The 16,330-nt window shown below is 62.0% G+C and carries 15 protein-coding genes; 7 read left to right on the forward strand and 8 right to left on the reverse strand.

Annotation, left to right across the window (positions count from 1 at the left end; all coding sequences use genetic code 11):
• Positions 1-190: 190 nt before the first annotated feature.
• From OCUBac02_RS25235 to OCUBac02_RS25250, 4 genes are read left to right on the forward strand one after another with little or no spacing between them, the layout of a single operon-like run.
• Positions 191-2,878, forward strand: coding sequence for a class I SAM-dependent DNA methyltransferase (locus OCUBac02_RS25235; protein ID WP_348521662.1), 2,688 nt, complete (start codon positions 191-193; stop codon positions 2,876-2,878).
• The gene (locus OCUBac02_RS25240; protein ID WP_173050397.1) at positions 2,878-4,929 is read left to right on the forward strand and encodes a DEAD/DEAH box helicase; all 2,052 of its coding nucleotides are present in this window, start codon (positions 2,878-2,880) and stop codon (positions 4,927-4,929) included. The genes OCUBac02_RS25235 and OCUBac02_RS25240 overlap by 1 nt, the downstream gene beginning before the upstream one ends.
• A gap of 1 nt (position 4,930) precedes the next feature.
• Complete coding sequence (locus OCUBac02_RS25245; RefSeq protein ID WP_173050399.1) at positions 4,931-6,121, forward strand: GIY-YIG nuclease family protein; 1,191 nt, start codon at positions 4,931-4,933, stop codon at positions 6,119-6,121.
• Entirely contained in the window at positions 6,087-6,779 is a 693-nt protein-coding gene (locus tag OCUBac02_RS25250) for a hypothetical protein (protein WP_173050401.1), read from the forward strand. Before OCUBac02_RS25245 ends, OCUBac02_RS25250 begins: the two co-directional genes overlap by 35 nt.
• A gap of 92 nt (positions 6,780-6,871) precedes the next feature.
• Here the strand turns inward: OCUBac02_RS25250 and OCUBac02_RS25255 are convergent, their stop codons facing one another.
• The 4 genes from OCUBac02_RS25255 to trxB form a co-directional block, all read right to left on the reverse strand.
• Positions 6,872-7,597, reverse strand: coding sequence for a coiled-coil domain-containing protein (locus OCUBac02_RS25255; RefSeq protein ID WP_244639333.1), 726 nt, complete (start codon positions 7,595-7,597; stop codon positions 6,872-6,874).
• A gap of 118 nt (positions 7,598-7,715) precedes the next feature.
• Positions 7,716-8,138 carry a DUF350 domain-containing protein gene (locus OCUBac02_RS25260; RefSeq protein ID WP_173050404.1) on the reverse strand — a complete coding sequence of 141 codons (423 nt, stop codon included), beginning with the start codon at positions 8,136-8,138 and terminating at the stop codon, positions 7,716-7,718.
• A gap of 5 nt (positions 8,139-8,143) precedes the next feature.
• Positions 8,144-9,067, reverse strand: a complete 924-nt coding sequence (locus OCUBac02_RS25265; RefSeq protein ID WP_173050406.1) for a DUF2491 family protein — start codon at positions 9,065-9,067, stop codon at positions 8,144-8,146.
• 668 nt (positions 9,068-9,735) lie between these two features.
• Positions 9,736-10,707, reverse strand: coding sequence for a thioredoxin-disulfide reductase (trxB, locus tag OCUBac02_RS25270; protein WP_173050408.1), 972 nt, complete (start codon positions 10,705-10,707; stop codon positions 9,736-9,738).
• A 126-nt stretch (positions 10,708-10,833) separates the two neighbouring features.
• On the opposite strand from trxB, the gene recJ reads away from it, so the two are divergent.
• Positions 10,834-12,609 carry a single-stranded-DNA-specific exonuclease RecJ gene (gene recJ, locus OCUBac02_RS25275; RefSeq protein ID WP_173050410.1) on the forward strand — a complete coding sequence of 592 codons (1,776 nt, stop codon included), beginning with the start codon at positions 10,834-10,836 and terminating at the stop codon, positions 12,607-12,609.
• Positions 12,606-13,115, forward strand: a complete 510-nt coding sequence (locus OCUBac02_RS25280; RefSeq protein ID WP_173050412.1) for a macro domain-containing protein — start codon at positions 12,606-12,608, stop codon at positions 13,113-13,115. The genes recJ and OCUBac02_RS25280 overlap by 4 nt, the downstream gene beginning before the upstream one ends.
• Before the next feature lie 3 nt (positions 13,116-13,118).
• On the opposite strand, the gene OCUBac02_RS25285 is transcribed toward OCUBac02_RS25280, so the two are convergent.
• The 4 genes from OCUBac02_RS25285 to OCUBac02_RS25300 form a co-directional block, all read right to left on the reverse strand.
• Positions 13,119-13,439, reverse strand: a complete 321-nt coding sequence (locus OCUBac02_RS25285) for a hypothetical protein (RefSeq protein WP_173050413.1) — start codon at positions 13,437-13,439, stop codon at positions 13,119-13,121.
• A 103-nt stretch (positions 13,440-13,542) separates the two neighbouring features.
• Positions 13,543-14,907 carry a type II toxin-antitoxin system HipA family toxin gene (locus OCUBac02_RS25290; RefSeq protein WP_173050415.1) on the reverse strand — a complete coding sequence of 455 codons (1,365 nt, stop codon included), beginning with the start codon at positions 14,905-14,907 and terminating at the stop codon, positions 13,543-13,545.
• Positions 14,894-15,265: a helix-turn-helix domain-containing protein gene (locus OCUBac02_RS25295; RefSeq protein WP_173050417.1), complete on the reverse strand. Its 372-nt coding sequence runs from the start codon at positions 15,263-15,265 to the stop codon at positions 14,894-14,896. The genes OCUBac02_RS25290 and OCUBac02_RS25295 overlap by 14 nt, the downstream gene beginning before the upstream one ends.
• Positions 15,266-15,370: 105 nt before the next feature.
• Positions 15,371-15,910: a hypothetical protein gene (locus OCUBac02_RS25300; RefSeq protein ID WP_173050419.1), complete on the reverse strand. Its 540-nt coding sequence runs from the start codon at positions 15,908-15,910 to the stop codon at positions 15,371-15,373.
• A gap of 87 nt (positions 15,911-15,997) precedes the next feature.
• Here OCUBac02_RS25300 and OCUBac02_RS25305 point away from each other — a divergent pair, with 87 nt between their 5' ends.
• Positions 15,998-16,324, forward strand: a complete 327-nt coding sequence (locus OCUBac02_RS25305; RefSeq protein WP_173050421.1) for a hypothetical protein — start codon at positions 15,998-16,000, stop codon at positions 16,322-16,324.
• Positions 16,325-16,330: the final 6 nt, after the last annotated feature.

The raw sequence follows: 16,330 nt of genomic DNA on the forward strand, positions 1-16,330 counted from the left end.
AATGGGTTGGTTTTGAACGACCCGCAGCCATTATCGAGTTGAGAGCATCTCCAAAGGCACCAAACGCCTCTGTTCTCGGAAAAGCGCTTAACTCTGCTCCGATTCTCGGTGGGTGAGCCCGCACTGCTTCTTCCCCCGTTAAGGCATCTTCGCCTAGGCTGCCGCTTCGTCTGTTGAAGGTGGCCTTGCTGTGAATATAGCCGAGATCGAAATCAATCTGAGCTCCCTTGGGGAGCAGCGGCCCTTCGATCCTGCTCGGCTTCCCCTTCGGCTCCTCGAAATCTACGGCGCGCCGCGCGCGACGGTAGCTCGCCTTCAGGCTGGGAGCTTGAACAAAGGAGAGCTTTCCAACGACCTTCTCTGGAAGGGGAAGCTGTTCTTTCGGGTCAGTCCGAGGGACAAGGTCGCAGAGACTCTTGACGAGATGGCTGAGGCAGCCGCTGCCAAGGCGCATAGGCCCCGCATCCTGATCGCAACCGACGGCGCGAAGGTCTCGATCCGCGACATGAAGGCGGATGAGTATCGACACGACGACCTCGCGAAGCTCGGCGACCACTTCGACATCCTGCTGCCGCTCGGGGGTGTCGAGCGTTACGAAGCAGCTCCTGAGAACCCCGCGGACATCAAGGCGGCGTCGAGGCTTGCCCGCTTCTACGACGCGATCGTTGCAGCGAACCGTGAGTGGCTGAAGCAGGATCGCACGCATGCGATGAACCTCTTCATGACTCGGGTCCTGTTCTGCCTGTTCGCAGAGGACACGGGCATTCTCGAAGAGGGTCTCTTCTCGCGGACGATCGCCGAGCTCATGAGCCGGGATGGCTCCAATGCGAAGTCGATCCTGACCGCGCTGTTCGACGCGATGGATCGCCCCAACGACGATCGAGACGATGTCCCCGCCTATGCCCGCCGCTACCCCTATGTAAACGGCGGACTGTTTCGGGACCGGACCGAGGTCCCTGAGTTCGATGGAGCCGCCCTTCGGCTTCTGGTTGAGCTCTCGCTGCTCAACTACGCCGCGATCACCCCCGACATCTTCGGCTCGATGATCCAGGCCGCTGTCGACCCCGCGCTGCGGGCCCGGATGGGCGTCCACTACACCAGCGTCTCCAACATCATGAACATCCTGCGCCCGATGTTCCTGGACTCGCTTGAGCGCGACCTCATCAGGGGCTGGAATAGCAAGCCGGCTCTGGAGGCGCTGCTGAAGAGGCTCTACAGGCTGCGGGTCTTCGATCCGGCATGCGGATCCGGCAACTTCCTGATCGTCTCCTACCGCGAGATGCGGAGGCTCGAAATCCGGGTCTTCCAGCGTCTCAAGGAGCTTTCCTCGCAGCTGTCCCTGCCCATGTCGGAGATACGGCTCTCCTCGTTTTTCGGGATCGAATACACGGACTTCGCCGCGGAGACGGCCAAGCTCTCACTCTGGATCGCGCAGCATCAGCTCAACAAGGAGTTCGAGGGTGTTTTCGGCAGCGGCAAGCCCGCTTTGCCGTTGACCGATGGCGGCACTATCCGGTGCGGCAATGCGACCCGCGTGCCCTGGCTCAGCGTCTGCCCGGCCGAGAAGGGCTCCGAGACGTATGTCGTCGGCAACCCGCCCTACCTTGGTCGAGGCCAGCAGACGGCCGAGCAGAAGGCGGATATGGCCCATGTCTTCGACGGTGTGACCACCAAGTACGGCAACATGGATTATGTCTGCGCCTTCATGATCAAGGCGTCTGAATATGCTGCCGCCACAGGCGGGCGCTTCGCCTTCGTCACGACGAATTCGATCTGCCAGGGCGAGCATGCCAGCCTCTTGTGGCCACTCATTTACAAGCGCGGGCAGGAAATCCTTTTCGCTCATCAGGCGTTCAAATGGCGGAACGGCGCTTCGAACGTGGCCGGCGTGACCTGCATCATCGTCGGCGTTGGAGCTGCCTCCTCGGAAGAGAAGCTCCTCTACAGCCCCGAGGGTACGCTCAAGGCCGTCAAGAACATCAACCCCTACCTCGTCGACGCGCCGACGGTGATCGTGCGCCCGCGACGCGCGGCCGGCAGCGATCTGCCCCGGATGAATTTCGGCAGCATGTCCAACGATGGCGGCCACCTGCTCTTCTCACCGCAAGAGATGAACGCCGTCCTTGCGGAGCACCCGGACTCCCGACCGCTTTTCAAGCGCATCTACGGCGCCCAGGAGTTCATCAAGGGGATTGAGCGCTGGTGCCTGTGGCTCGACGACAAGAACGTCAGCCAGGCCGAGGCCATCCCCGCCCTGAAGACCCGCCTCGAACGCTGCAGGACCTATCGCGAGGACAGCAAGCGGCCCGAGACCAAGAGCTGGGCCTCCTCGCCGCATCTGTTCATCGAGAACCGGCATGAACCCGGGGAGATCCTGTTCATCCCGCAAGTATCGAGCGAGCGTCGCGCCTACCTCCCGGTCGGCTACCTTCCTCAGGACTCGCTGGTGATCGCTCCGCATTTTGCGATCTTCGATGCCCCACATCACGTCATGGCCATCCTTAGCTCGCGACTGCATGCGCTCTGGAGCCTGGCCGTCGGCGGCGGGCTAGAGCTCCGCATCCGCTATTCGAACACCCTGATCTATCACACCCTGCCACTCCCTGACCTCTCGGAGAAGCAGAAGGCCATCCTGTCGGACTGTGCCTGGAAGATCATGGACGAGCGCGAGAACCATCCGGGGGCCCGGATCGATGACCTTTACGATCCCGGGAAGATGCCTCCGGGGCTCCTAAAAGCCCACCAGGAGCTCGACGAGGCCCTGGAGACTATTTACCGGGGCAGACCGTTCAAATCCGATGAGGAGAGGCTATCCCACCTCTTCAAGCTTTACGCAGCGCGCAATACGACAGAGATGGCCACCGGGAGGGCTGCCTGATGACCGACCTGGTTGCCGTCCATTATGCCCACAAGGGAACGGGCAAGAAAACGAACGCGATGGGCATGCGCGAAATGCAGGCCCGCGCCTTCGAGCATCGGAACGCCCAGTTCCTGCTCGTGAAATCCCCGCCGGCGTCCGGCAAGAGCCGAGCGCTGATGTTTGTCGGCCTGGACAAGCTCCGCAACCAGGGCCTTTCCAAGCTGATCGTCGCAGTTCCCGAGAGAACCATCGGCGCGTCGTTCGCCTCGACCCCGCTGACCAAGGACGGTTTCTTCGCCGACTGGGTGGTCGAAGACCAATGGAACCTCTGCACCACTGCTGGAAATCGACGCAAGGTCGCAGAGTTCGTCCGTTTCATGTCCGGGCCTGGAGAGGTGCTCGTCTGCACCCACGCAACGCTCCGCTTCGCCTACGAGCAGCTTGGTCCCGTCGCGTTCGAGAACATCTGCGTCGCCATCGACGAATTTCATCACGCGTCGGCAGGAGAGGACAGTCGTCTCGGCGAGATTGTGCGCGCTTTCCTCCTGAACAAGGAGACCCACATCGTCGCGATGACGGGGTCCTACTTCCGCGGGGACGCCACGCCAATCCTCCTGCCGGAGGACGAGGCCAAGTTCACGAAGGTTGCCTATACCACGTACGAACAATTGGCCAATTACGAGCATTTGAAGCGATTAGTGCTCGCTTTCCAGATGTACCGAGGGCGTTACGTCGATGTAATCGGCGAATCCATCGATCCCTCGAAGAAAACCATCATTCATATCCCGAGCGTGCAGTCGGGTGAAAGCACTAAGGATAAATACATCGAGGTAGACCTAATTCTGGACCATCTCGGAGACGTCGTTCAGGATCGCGACCCCAAAACGGGTCTCTATCTGATCAAGCACGCCTCGGGGCGCCTTCTTAAAGTGGCCGATCTCGTCACCGAGGAGGGCCGCGATCTCGTCATGGAAACGATCCGCGCGATCAAGTCGAAGAACGACCTCGACATCATCATCGCGCTCGGCATGGCCAAGGAAGGGTTCGACTGGATCTGGTGCGAGCACGCCCTGACTGTCGGATACCGCGGCTCCCTGACCGAGGTCGTGCAGATCATCGGGCGCGTCACTCGCGATGCGCCCGGCAAGGAAGAGGCGCGGTTCACGAACCTGATCGCCCAGCCGGATGCAGCGGAAGATACGGTCGTCAACGCGGTCAACAATATGCTGAAGGCGATCGCGTGCTCTCTCCTGATGGAGCAGGTGCTCGCGCCAAACTTCAAGTTCAAAACCCACAAGGACGACGACGATGTCGAAGGCCACCGTCAGAAGTCGGATGGCACGGACCAGACTGTCCGCATCAAGGGGTTCAAGGAGCCGTCAACCGAACGATCGAGGCAGATCATCGAGAGCGATCTGAACGATTTGAAAGCCGCGATCCTCCAAAACGACACCATCATGCGGGCCGCGATGAGCCCCCAGGAATACGCGCCCGAGGTGATCAACAAGGTCTTCATCCCTAAGCTCATCGAGGAGCGTTATCCGGGGCTCTCCACGACCGAGGTCGAGGAGGTCCGGCAGCACCTGGTCGTCGACACGGTGATGAAGCGAGCAGCTGTCGAAGGCGAAGATGTCCTCGGCTCGGGCGCTGGTGGATCCGGCGGCGGGTCTGGTGGGAGCGGTGGAGGCACCAGTGGTGGCTCGTCGTCTACCGGTGATGATACCGGCGGAGATCGCTTCATCCGGATGGCCGACAAGTTCGTGAACATCGAAGATCTGCACATCGATCTCATCGATGCGGTCAATCCGTTCCAACGCGCCTACGAGGTCCTCTCGAAGACGGTCAGCGCGCCTGTGCTCCAGCGCATCCATGAGACGATCCACGCTACGAAGATCGCCATGACCGAGGAGGAAGCCGTCATGCTCTATGACCGCATCGTCGAATTCAAGAAGGTGCACGGCGCCATGCCGAACATCCAGAGCCAGAACCCGATGGAGCGGCGGATGGCCGAGGCCGTGATCTGGCTCCAGAACGAGAAGGTGCGCCGCCGGCGCGAGGCGGCCGGCTGACATGACCAAGCGATCCCTCGACGACATTCTTGCGGACGACGATCTGATTTCTGTCCCCGACGAGACGCAACCCGCATCGTCGGTCGACTCTCGCGTCCGGCAGGAGTTCGAGGAGATCCTGCTCTTCGTCGACACCAACGGCCGCAGGCCGCAGCTTCCCGACGCGCTTCGCGGGATCTCGGCCTCGACGACGGAACGAAGACTCGCAATCCGGCTCGGCAAATATCTCTCCAAGCCCGAACTCATCGCATCGCTGAAGCCCTTCGACCGGCACGGCGTCCTCGCGCCATCAAAGCCGACGATGGAGCCTGGTACGGTCTCTCCGAAGTCGGTCGACGAGATCCTGTCGCTTGACGACGGGATTCTCTCCTCGGATCATGACGACATCTTCGAGCTCCGATTTGTCGGCGGAAAGCGCGCCGAGCCTGACTGGATCGCTAACCGAACCCCCTGCCCCGACTTCGATAGCTTCAGGCCGCTCTTCGATGCATGTGCAGCCGAGCTCGCCAGCGGGTCTCGAAAGGCGCTTCGGTTCGTCAATGAGCAGGACATCAACTCCGGCGACTGGTTCATCCTCAATGGCGTGATCGTCTATGTCGCCGAGGTGAACGACCCGCACGTCCGTTATGGCCGCAAGGATGCCCGCCTTCGTTGCATCTACGACAACGGAACAGAGTCTGAACTCCTGCTGCGAAGCCTCGCTCGTCACCTCTACAAGGACGAGAGCGGCCGCCGCATTTCCAGCCCTCAAGCCGGCCCGCTTTTCGGGAATGCTGTCCAGGAAGGCGATGTGCGTTCCGGCTGCATCTACATCGCGCTCTATCGCGGTTCAAACCCTGCGATCCGCGGGCTCAAGAACCTGCACAAGATCGGTGTCACCACTGGCAAGGCAGAACGTCGGATCGCGCGAGCAAGCAAGGATCCGACCTTCCTCTTGGCGCCGGCCGAGCTTCTGAAGACGTTCACGCTGTTCAACTCAGACCCGGTGCGGATCGAGCGGATCCTTCATAATTTCTTTGGAGCTGTGGCGCTTAAGATCGACGTGACAGACCGGTTCTCGCGGGAAGTTCAGCCGCGGGAATGGTTTCTTGTGCCTGTGTCAGTGATCGACGAAGCCGTGCGATTGCTGATGGCGGGCACGCTCGGAGACTACCAATTTGACGCTGTTGAGCAGGCTATCCGCCGAAGGTGATGGAGAACAGATCGCGCCCGCGATGGCTCCTTTGACTGGCTTTTCGCTTCCCTCGGTTGAGATATCCAGAGAGCGTCTGGACGCAGAGATCGCCTATTGGGAAGCACGCAGCGAGCCCCACGTTACCGATCGCCCCGGACTCGGACGCGCTGCTCAGTTCACCACCAAGGGACTGGATTCGGACACTGTCGAGGTTGCGTACAGAGGCGTAAGCACAGAAGGCGTTTTGTTAAAGGCTACCTGCAGGCTGACACGCGCCCGCGACCAGGCTGATCCTGAAGATCTTGATGCAGAGCCGTGGTGGTTCATTCCAGAAGCACGTTACGGCCGTCCTGATTTCTCGACGTCGCATCAGGCCCCGGGTCGGCGCGACGGGGAACCCCTCTCAAAGACTGAGGTGGAAGTCGTCGTGAGATCAATCCGCCTGGCCGCCTACAATTTCGGGATCCAGTTCCCCGAACGATTGATCGCAAGCGGCTGTAAGGCTGAGGCAGTGAAACTCTATCGTGCCATCCAGGATGCAGTCAGAAAGCGTCAGGAACTGGCCGAGGTCGAGGCCCTTCTCGCCGCAGCGACCTCGCGACGGCAGGTCGCGCTTCAGACCGCGAGGCTGATTGGGATGCCCGATCCAGGCATCCTGATCCCCTCAGCAGTCTGAACATCACTTCTTTGAAGTGTTTCCTGCTCTCAAAAATGCCCCCGGCGATGCCTCTGACGGCTCGCCAGGGTCCGGTGCAAAGCAGCTGAAGTTCAGACGCGGTTAGCCTTGAGCGCAGCCAGCCTGTCCGCGCTGGAAGCCGGCGCCGCCGGCGTTCCCGCAGCCGCAGCCATGGCTGCAGCGATGTTGGCGTCCGTCTTCTCCGGGGCAGTCGGGGTGAGAAGGCGAGCCTTGGTATCCGCCACCGCCGCGGCATTCGTCGCCTCGGTTGCGGCGTTCTTCATGGCGTTCAGCGCCAGGTCGATCCCGTTGCTCGCAGTCGCTAGTCCTGCGAGCTCTCGGGCGTGCTGCTCCCTGCCCTTCGCCGCGCCGAGCTGGCGGTCGGCGCGGGCCATGTCGCGCTCAGCGCGCTCCAGGTCGGCGCGGGCCGTGCGGATGCGGCCGGCGGCCTCGCTGTAGCTCTTCTGCAGCTCGTTCAGGAACTGCTCGGCATCGACCGCATCCTGCTTTTCGCGCGCGACCTCGTCGTGCATGCCCTCGATCAGCCCGAGGAGGTCCTCGAGGCTCTTCTGCAAGCCCGCCTTGGTCGAGGCATTGTCCTCGCCGAGGATCTTGGTCTGCAGCAGCTCCGCTGCCGCGAGGCGCTGGTTGAACATCGCGACGATGGCTTCGGCCTCGCGCTTCTCCTTGTCGAATGCGATCTGCGCGTCAGCCACCGCGCGGCCGATGCGGTCGAGGTTCTCCTCCATCGTTCGCAGCTCGGCTTCGGTGGCCGCCTTCGGATCCATGCGAACGATGGCCTCGATGGCGTTAGCCACGAGATTGTCCTTTCGAACTCCCAGAAGATTTTTGATGAAAGCCAATGCCATTTCGCTTCTCCAAACCGGAATAGTGACCCGCAATTCCCAGCCGGTCCCGGGGCGCGGGATGAGGAAATCAGAGGGCGAGCGCGCCGGCGTTCAGGAGACCGAGGCTCAGCTGGGCGGATGCGAGCGCCAGGGCGCCGGCAACGTTGCGGTCCCGGACCACGTCGATCTGGCGAATGAAGAGTCGTCCCGCGCATTCGCTGAAGACGAGCTGCACCGCGACCGTCACCAGGCCCCATATCGCCACATCGAGGGTGCCAGCACTGGTCACCAACGTGGAGGCCAACGGAACCGCGAGCGCGATCATGACTCCGCTCAGATTGATCGCGGCGGCGACGTTCCCGCCCTGGATTTCGGCGAGCTCGTCGAAGGCAGTGAGGCGGATACGGATCCAGAGGCCTGCCGCGAACATCGCCAGTGCCATCACTGCGTGGAGCAGGATCACAGGCACGCCGCTGCCGAGCGTGTTCAGGATGAGAGAGGTGTCGATCATGTGGATCAGGCCTTCGTCGAGCGAATGGAAGATGTTGGGATGTCGATGCCGGCCCAGAGCCGCACATAGGCGGAGCCGAAGCCTTCCTCAGTCGCCGAGACGAGAAGGAACTCGGTGTCGGGAGCGGGCGAGTTGAGGCCCGTGCCGCGTGCGTACAGCATCATCTCGTGACCGTAGGGGCGCTCGCTGAGGTCGGTATTGGTAACGCCTTCCGTGATCGAGATCGGGGCTGCCTGCGTCTCGCCCGGGGCCCAGACGCGGTCGTAGCGAACTCCGTCCTTGGTCTCGAAGACCGGGAAGCCGATGAGACCGTCCTGCGGGCTCAGCCAGAGCGCCCATTCCTCCGGGGTCTCGGGCGTCACTTCGTCGAGCAGACTGAAGTACCGCGCCTCGGTGACGCGGCCATCTTTGCCGACGGAGGCCTCGACGAAGGCCTGGTCCCCGAGGTGGAGACGGAACTGGCTGTCTCCGATCTCGCCCACTGCGGTGACCGAAAGCTCCTGCCGAGTTGCAGTGAGCCCCTTCGGCGCCGAGACCTTCAGAGTTTCCGACAGCAGGAACTGGGAGTATTCGAGCTCGACGACGTGGCCGGGAATGAACTTCATCGTCGGCGTCTTCGGTGGAGGCGGCGCAGGGGAACGCAATTCGGTCGCGGTCCGCATCGGAGGCTTCTTTCTTCGCAGGAATTGCGAGATCACGAGGGTCGCAGCGGCGAGCAGCGAGAGGACGAACAACCATCCGATGAAGCCGAGGCCTTCCTGGTCGGACGCAGAGCGCTCTCGGGCCTGTGCCGAGGCTTTCGTGATCGAAAGAGCGGTCGTAACGTCGTTCGGAAGGGCCGCGTTTGCGACCTCGTTCGGAGACAAGCCGGAAACTCGGCGATCGAGAGCGTCGAGTTTCTCCCGCAGGTCGGCGTTGCTTCGAGCCATCTCGTCGGCCTCGGCGCGCCAGGCTTTTACGCCGGCGTCATCGCGATGCGCGGCCATCCAGGCAGCGGATGAGGAATGCTGCTGGTTGGCGAGTAGCCACCACAGGAGCCAGCCATTCCCATCGCCGCCGTAGCTGCGCGTCGTCGTCGCGTAAGGAGCGGGCGGATTGGACCAGGAGGGAGCCGACGGCGCCGGTGGTGCCGATGGTGCCGAGGGGCGTGACCAGCCAAATCCCGAGGAGGTCGCGTTTGGTGCGCTCGGCGCAGTGGATGGAACAGCGACGCGCGGCGCCGGGGCGCTTGGACGGGGAACGGACACGGACGGTCGGCTGACCTCCATATCTCTTCTCTCGCGATATTCGCGCAACGCAGAACCCGAGATCGAACGATTGATCTGTCGATCGCTAAACGACGGCGCCGGACGCGAAGGCGCAGCGCTCGGAGCCGAGGGCCGCGGCGCAGTGAGCGACGGACGGCTGTAGCCGGACGAGCTGCTCGAAGAACGCGACGGAGCGGAAATGCTCGGACGCGAATAACTCGACGAGCTCGAAAACGAGGGGCGCGAGTAGCTGCCCTTGGCGATCGCGTCGCCAACGCCGGTCAGTAGAGCGACCGACAAGAGAAGGCCGGCGGCCAGTCTCTTGGTGGCTTTTGTGGCCATCATTCGGGTTACGCCGCCTGCGCCTGCGCCGCGGGCGTGATGGCGGCGAGATATTTCTCCGCCTCAAGCGCAGCCACGCAGCCCATGCCGGCGGCTACAACCGCCTGCCTTGTCACCGGTCCCGCGACGTCACCCGCTGCCCACGCCGGGGCGTCCGTGCCAGTGAGGCGCATGGTACGCTGATCGACCTTGATGCAGCCGGCCTCGTCCAGTTCGACCTGCCCCTGGAAGAGAGAGACGGCCGGATCGTGTCCGATCGCGATAAAGACGCCGTCGACAGTGAGCGTCTGGGGAGCTCCCGAACGGACATGCTTGAGCCGAAGGCCGTTGACCGAGACGATCGGCTCCAGGTCGCCGAGGACCTCGTCGACAGCGTGATCCCAGATGACTTCGATCCTGGGGTGAGCGAAGAGTCGATCCTGGAGGATCTTTTCCGCGCGTAGAGTGTCTCGGCGATGAACGAGAGTGACCTTCGCCGCGAGGTTTGCGAGATAGAGCGCCTCCTCGACGGCCGTGTTGCCTCCGCCGATCACCGCGACGTTCTTGCCGCGATAGAAGAACCCGTCACAAGTAGCGCAGGCCGAAACTCCAAATCCGTTGAAGCGCTGCTCCGACGCGATTCCGAGCCAGCGCGCCTGCGCGCCGGTGGCGATGATCAGCGTCTCACCCTCGTAGACATCGCGATTATCGGTGACGGCTTTGATGGGGCGGGCCGAGAGATCGACCTCCACGACCGTATCGACCACGATGCGGGTGCCGAAGCGCTCGGCCTGCGCGCGCATCTTCTCCATTAGCTCAGGGCCCTGAACGCCGTCGGGAAAGCCCGGCATGTTCTCGACGTCAGTCGTGATCGTGAGCTGTCCGCCCGGCTGCATGCCCGTGATAACGATTGGATCGAGACCCGCGCGCGCAGCATAAATGGCTGCCGTGTAGCCGGCGGCACCCGAACCGATGATCAGAACTTTCGTGGAGATTGTCATGGACCCGTTCCGACCACGGAAGAGAAATGGGATCGCAATTCATGATTGCGAGTCCAATCCAATCCGCGTCTGCGAAATTTCTCAAGGACCGCAACCTCAATCCTTCACGATATCGGTGGATTGCGGTTGTGCGGCGTCGACAGTTGCGCCCCTCCGGATCAGGATGAGGACATGCCTCTCCAGTTCTGCGCCGATCGTTCCGCCCGTAACCGCACCTATGGTTTGCGGGAGACTCCCAATCACACCGCCCCGACCTGGGTCGATCCTCGTGTCGGGCAGATAGCCGCGGCTCGGGGCGTTGGGGATCTCGACGCATTCTTTGCCCCCAATTTCAAAACCGCCATGCCTGACCCATCACGTCTGAAGGGCATGGATCAGGCGACGAGGCGTTTCGCTGAAGCTGTCCAGCGCGGCGAGACAATCGGGTTGATCGGCGACTACGACGTCGACGGCGCCACCTCGACCGCGATCGTCATCCGCTTCCTGCGTTTGCTGGGTCATGAACGCGTGCTGTGGCGCATCCCGCATCGCATTCGCGACGGCTATGGACCGAACACCCGCCTGGTCGACGAGCTCGCTGCGAGCGGCGCGAACCTGCTGGTCATCCTGGATTCCGGGACGGCGGCGATCGAGCCGGTGACGCATGCGCGCCAGGCCGGGTTGGACGTCCTGATCATCGATCACCACGAAGCTGGTGCCGAGCTCCCTGACGCCGTCCTCGTCAACCCCAAGCGGCCTGACGAGGACCGCTCGCTTGACTATCTGTGCACCGCTGGTCTCGCCTTCCTCTTCGCCGTCGGCGTCATTCGAGAACTCCGGGCGGCTGGCTTCTTTCCCGGCAACCCGCCCGACATTCGGTGCCTGCTCGGGCTTGTGGCGCTGGGAACCGTGGCGGATGTCGTTCCCCTCGTCGGCCTCAACCGGGCCTACGTCGCCCTGGGACTGCCCAGGATGGCCGAGATCGCGGGAATCCGAGCCTTGGTCGATGCGACCGGCGAGAGCGCCTTTACGCCCGTCTCCTGCGGCTTCGTCTTCGGGCCCTGCATCAATGCTGCCGGCCGGATCGACGACATGACGCTCGGGGCCGAGATCCTGACGACGGATGACGAGAAGCGGGCGGAGTTCCTGGCGAAGCAGCTTCACGAGATGAACAGCGAGCGGCAGAAGATGCAGAAGCACGCTGTTCAGCTCGCCAAGGACCTTGCGATCCAGTCAGGGCAGGACAAGACCGGCGGCGTCATCGTCCTCTACGACGAGGAATGGCACCCGGGTGTTGTCGGCCTCGTCGCCGCCAAAGTCCGGGAGGCCTTCGATCGGCCAGCGATCATCATCGGGAACTCTGGAAAGGGATCCTGCCGATCCGTCGATGGCTACAATATCGGTGAGAACGTCATTCAGGCCTACCAGAGCGGTCTGCTGATCAAAGGAGGCGGCCATGGTGCGGCCGCTGGCCTGACGCTTGATCCGACGAAGCTCGATGACTTTCGTTCGTTTATGAACGGGACCATCGAGGGCTTCGTCCCGCCGGCGGTAATGCTCGACCTGGTCGTTGAGTGCGGAATGCTGGAGCCCGATCTCGTGGAAGCATTCACGGCGCTTCAGCCGTTCGGGCAAGGGAACGCCAAGCCGCGGGTCGCCGTCGTCGGTGGCTTCGTTCGTCGGGTGCAGATCCTCAAGGGCCTACACATCAAGGCATGGCTCAGCGGGGATGCAGGCGATACCGTCGTCCTGCTATTCAACGGAATTGGGACGCCTTTTGGCGACCTCATCGCTCAGTCGGAAGGCAGGATGCTGGATGTCGTCGGAACGGCCGAATTGAGCACCTTCTCGGGTGTCACATCGGCAATTCTCAAGCCGGAGGATGCTTTCGTCGGTGCTGACCGAATGGCTCATGCAGCATGAGCGAGTTCGAAGGCCGCGTCGTTGGGAGGCTTCGCTACAAGGCCGGGGACCTCTTTGCCGGTGACGAAGCCGTCATCGCACATGGCTGCAACGCGCTTGGCAAGATGGGCAAGGGGTTCGCGTATGCGCTGGCCGAAAGATATCCGAAGGCCAAGGAGGCCTATCTCGAACACGGGGCGAAGAACGGGTATCGGCTGGGCGAGGTCATCCCGTGGCTTGGGCCAGGCAGGAAGGTGCTCCACCTCATAGTGCAGCAACGCATCCGCCAGAAGACAGATCCGAAGGGAATCCAGTATGTCGATTATCGCGCGGTCGAGAGCGCGTTCGAGATGATCGAACGCGGTGCGGCACGGCATATCGAGCGGAAGGAAGGCTTCTTCTACGATGATCCGCGGCTCGCGATCCCACGGATCGGTGCGGACCTTGGCGGCGGAGACTGGAACGTCATCGAGCGGATCATCTCCGAGAAAATCCGCTCGATCGACGTTATCTGCTACGTCAGGTAGGAGTCAGCCGTCCCAGGCGGACCTGGAGCGCAACCGGGCCGGCCGACGCTCGACACGCTTCAGGTCCTCGACCACAACGCGAGGCTCCTCGTAAACCTCGACAGTCTCTACCTGGATGCCGCAGCCCAGCACCACCTTCTGACAGGGCACCCAGAGACTGCGCGCGTCCTGCGAACGGATCTCCTGCGAAGGGCAGCAAACGCCGTCGCGGATGTCGGGGCGCGCGGCGCCGATCAGGAACGGCCCGTGCTGCAGCGTGTCGCGAGCGCATCCGCCCGCCAATGCAGCCAGGCCGAAGCCAAGGAAAAGGATCGCGCGTTTCATCGATTCGACCGAAGTTGTTGATCTCGTCCGCGACTCTCCTACGAGCCGGAAGCACTCGCAAGAGAGTCCTTGAATCGGGACCCACAATCCGTGGATGGCGGACCTACGGCTTGGGCGCTGCCACAGGCTCTGCTTCGTCTTCAGGAAACTCGACGCCCTTCACCGGTTTCGGGGACAGTTCGTTCGCCAATGGTAGCTTTTCGATCCGGTCGACCAGTTTCCGTTTCCTCTCCGTGGGGATCGGGAGCTCTTGCAGCTGCTTCGGCCAAAGATCACGCGCGCGCTCTACCGTTCGCTTCGCTTCGCGAATGATTACCTTTGGCTCGACTTTGAGGAGACCAGCCGCCCGCTCAAGCTTGGCGACGTCGTATCGCCAAGGATCATCCGTTCCGCCGAGCTTCATCGCCATCCTCTGGTCGTTATGAAGCAGGTATGTGGATACCACATCGTAGGCGGGCGTTAACGAGACCTCCGGAAGTCCATCGCGCGAACCCAGCATGAGCGAGGTGTTCTTGAGGTGGCGATCCCCATCGCCAACGAGCACGGCAACAATGAAGCGGCGAACTGCCTCGAGGAGCTCGCCTCGACTATCCGTGCAGAACCGCCGCGTTGCGTTCAGGATCGTCGCCTCGTTGCCCGTTGAATACTTCGCGTCCGGAAGCGCGCCGAAAATCTGGGCGAAGTCCTCGATCTGAATCCTGATACCGCCAGGAGCACGATCAAAGCGTTTCACGGCCAGTGCGTAGTCACCCCCCTTGAGGAACGGTTCAGCGATGCCGGAGACCGAACTTGATTCGACCAACCAGCATTCGGCCGTGCGAACACCTGCCGCCTCGGCGAGTTGCATCGACGCGTATTCGATTTCAGGAAGATATCTGAATTTCGGGTTGTCGGAGGGAGTTTTGAGGATCAATTCCCCCTCCTTCCCCATCGCCGGAACGGTTATGGACTTGCGATCCGAGATCGCAGAAAACTTCATCTGCTGACCGGCGAGCGAGAAACGTACGTCGGCGACCGCGCCATCGACTCCCTGATCCTTTTGTTCTTCCGGGGGAGCTCGTCGAGCGGGCTTTCCAGCTTCGAGTTGAGCTACGATGGCCCCAGGCAGATCCCCTCCCAAAAACGCGAGGACGTCAGCCTGGTCGAAAGCTCCGTGAACAAACTCCTTCGCGACAATGTCCCGCAGGATACCCTCCGGGAGCATGTTCTGGAAGAATGCCGGGAGATAACCTCCCTGCATGATCTTGTCCCCGCGAGCTCTCAATCTGGAGACTGAGTCGGCTTCGTCGGTTCCGTACCAAGCCATGCTCACGAGCGGTCGTTCCGGTCCGAGCGCGATGTAGCCTTCGTCGACAAGAAATGTGACGACACCGCTGTCGTCGCGCAGCAGGGTTCCGATCCGCAGTTGCTTGCCCGGCTCCGGCCTGAGATAGATCCCGATGATAAGGGGGCGATCAACGACGAGCAAAGGGAGGCTCCTTCGGTTCTTCGCCCTCAGGCTCGGCGTCATCCAGGAACGTCTCGGAGAACGCGGTCTTCACATCGTACGCTGGAGCCCTGGCAGCCTTCCTCGGTTCGCTGATCAGCGACATCACTTGCTCAAGCTTGTCATTCGGGATGAAAACGAGCGAAAGCCCCAGGGCGTCGCCAGCCTCTGTCAGCGCAGCGACGCTGCTGTTGACCTTGCCGGTCTCGATCTCGCTGACGCGCGAAAGTGGGCGGCCGAGCCGGTCGGCTACGTCGGCCAGCTTCCAGCCGCGCCTCCGGCGCGCGTCAGCGAGCTGGCGTCCTAAACGGAGCAGATCAGGTCTTCTTTCTTCCGCCATATCGTAAATACCTCTCCCGCTTACGATATGGCGGAAGTGGCCGCCAATGTCAACGAATTTACGCTGTAGCGGAATTTCGCCCGATATTTACGCTGAGGCGGAAGCCTAAAGTGCGATGGCGTCGTCATCCTCTTCTGGGAAGGCGACCTCTGGCGGCTGAGGCTCATAAACCGCCTCAGCTTCAAGCTCCTCGGTCATCGGAGCCGGATCCGGGCCCACCATCTTTCGGAACTCGGCGATCGCAATGTTTGCGACAGGCTCCGAAGGGGCGGCGTCTCGGATTCCCTGAATAGCGACCTGAATCTGACCGCCGGCCTCGATCTCTGCCCTGGCAAAACCCTCGGTCAGTTCAGCCAGCTCGACGATGCCGCGGCGGATGCGTCCATCGGGAAAGCGAGCCGGCGGCGGCCAAGCCCCAATGAGTGGATGAATCGTCGCCCAACTGACCTCGTTCTGGGCATGGCTGAGATCTTGTTCCATTCCCTTGAAAGCGAGATCGAGAGCCTGTCCTGGGGTCACCCCTCCCCTCATCATGATGAAGCTCGCGCGCGAAAGCGCCTCTCCCTGTTCATCGGGAGGGATCTTCGACCACTCGTCCTCCGTAAAGGCGCGCGGTGGCTTGGCGAGATCGGCTTTATCAAGCATCTTCGGAGGAATCGGTTCGCAATCCTTATAGCCACAGGATTCGCCAACCACTGGTCGCTTGCAACGAATCCAAGGATCTTGTCCACCATGTCGATCGACACCGCCCCCTCTGCTGACGTGATTGAGCTGATCGACGGCGTCTCCTTCGCTGACGATGGGGATGCCTGCATCTTCGTTCATCCCTGTGGGATCGAAGAGGGCGAGCCTCTGCAGGTCGGGGTTGGTGAAGGCTACTTCACCATCGAGCAGGGCGGCGTTGAAAAGGCTCGCCGGACCTTCGCCGACGGGACTGTCGAGGCTCTCCGGGACGCCCCGGTCATCAAGATCCTCGAAGTGAACGTGGTCGATCCCGACGATATCGACACCGACGAACTCACCATCCACACCCAGATCACTCTGATCGACAAGGCCTAAGGAAGC

The organism is Bosea sp. ANAM02 (genome assembly GCF_011764485.1).
Taxonomy (GTDB): Bacteria; Pseudomonadota; Alphaproteobacteria; order Rhizobiales; family Beijerinckiaceae; genus Allobosea.

Excerpts from the sequence above, each read along its gene's own strand:
- OCUBac02_RS25295 (WP_173050417.1), bottom strand. The coding sequence starts at position 15,265 with ATGGCGGAAGAAAGAAGACCTGATCTGCTCCGTTTAGGACGCCAGCTC.
- OCUBac02_RS25280 (WP_173050412.1), top strand. The coding sequence starts at position 12,606 with ATGAGCGAGTTCGAAGGCCGCGTCGTTGGGAGGCTTCGCTACAAGGCC.
- OCUBac02_RS25285 (WP_173050413.1), bottom strand. The coding sequence starts at position 13,439 with ATGAAACGCGCGATCCTTTTCCTTGGCTTCGGCCTGGCTGCATTGGCG.
- trxB (WP_173050408.1), bottom strand. The coding sequence starts at position 10,707 with ATGACAATCTCCACGAAAGTTCTGATCATCGGTTCGGGTGCCGCCGGC.
- OCUBac02_RS25240 (WP_173050397.1), top strand. The coding sequence starts at position 2,878 with ATGACCGACCTGGTTGCCGTCCATTATGCCCACAAGGGAACGGGCAAG.
- OCUBac02_RS25265 (WP_173050406.1), bottom strand. The coding sequence starts at position 9,067 with ATGGCTCGAAGCAACGCCGACCTGCGGGAGAAACTCGACGCTCTCGAT.
- OCUBac02_RS25300 (WP_173050419.1), bottom strand. The coding sequence starts at position 15,910 with ATGCTTGATAAAGCCGATCTCGCCAAGCCACCGCGCGCCTTTACGGAG.
- OCUBac02_RS25260 (WP_173050404.1), bottom strand. The coding sequence starts at position 8,138 with ATGATCGACACCTCTCTCATCCTGAACACGCTCGGCAGCGGCGTGCCT.
- OCUBac02_RS25245 (WP_173050399.1), top strand. The coding sequence starts at position 4,931 with ATGACCAAGCGATCCCTCGACGACATTCTTGCGGACGACGATCTGATT.
- OCUBac02_RS25305 (WP_173050421.1), top strand. The coding sequence starts at position 15,998 with ATGTCGATCGACACCGCCCCCTCTGCTGACGTGATTGAGCTGATCGAC.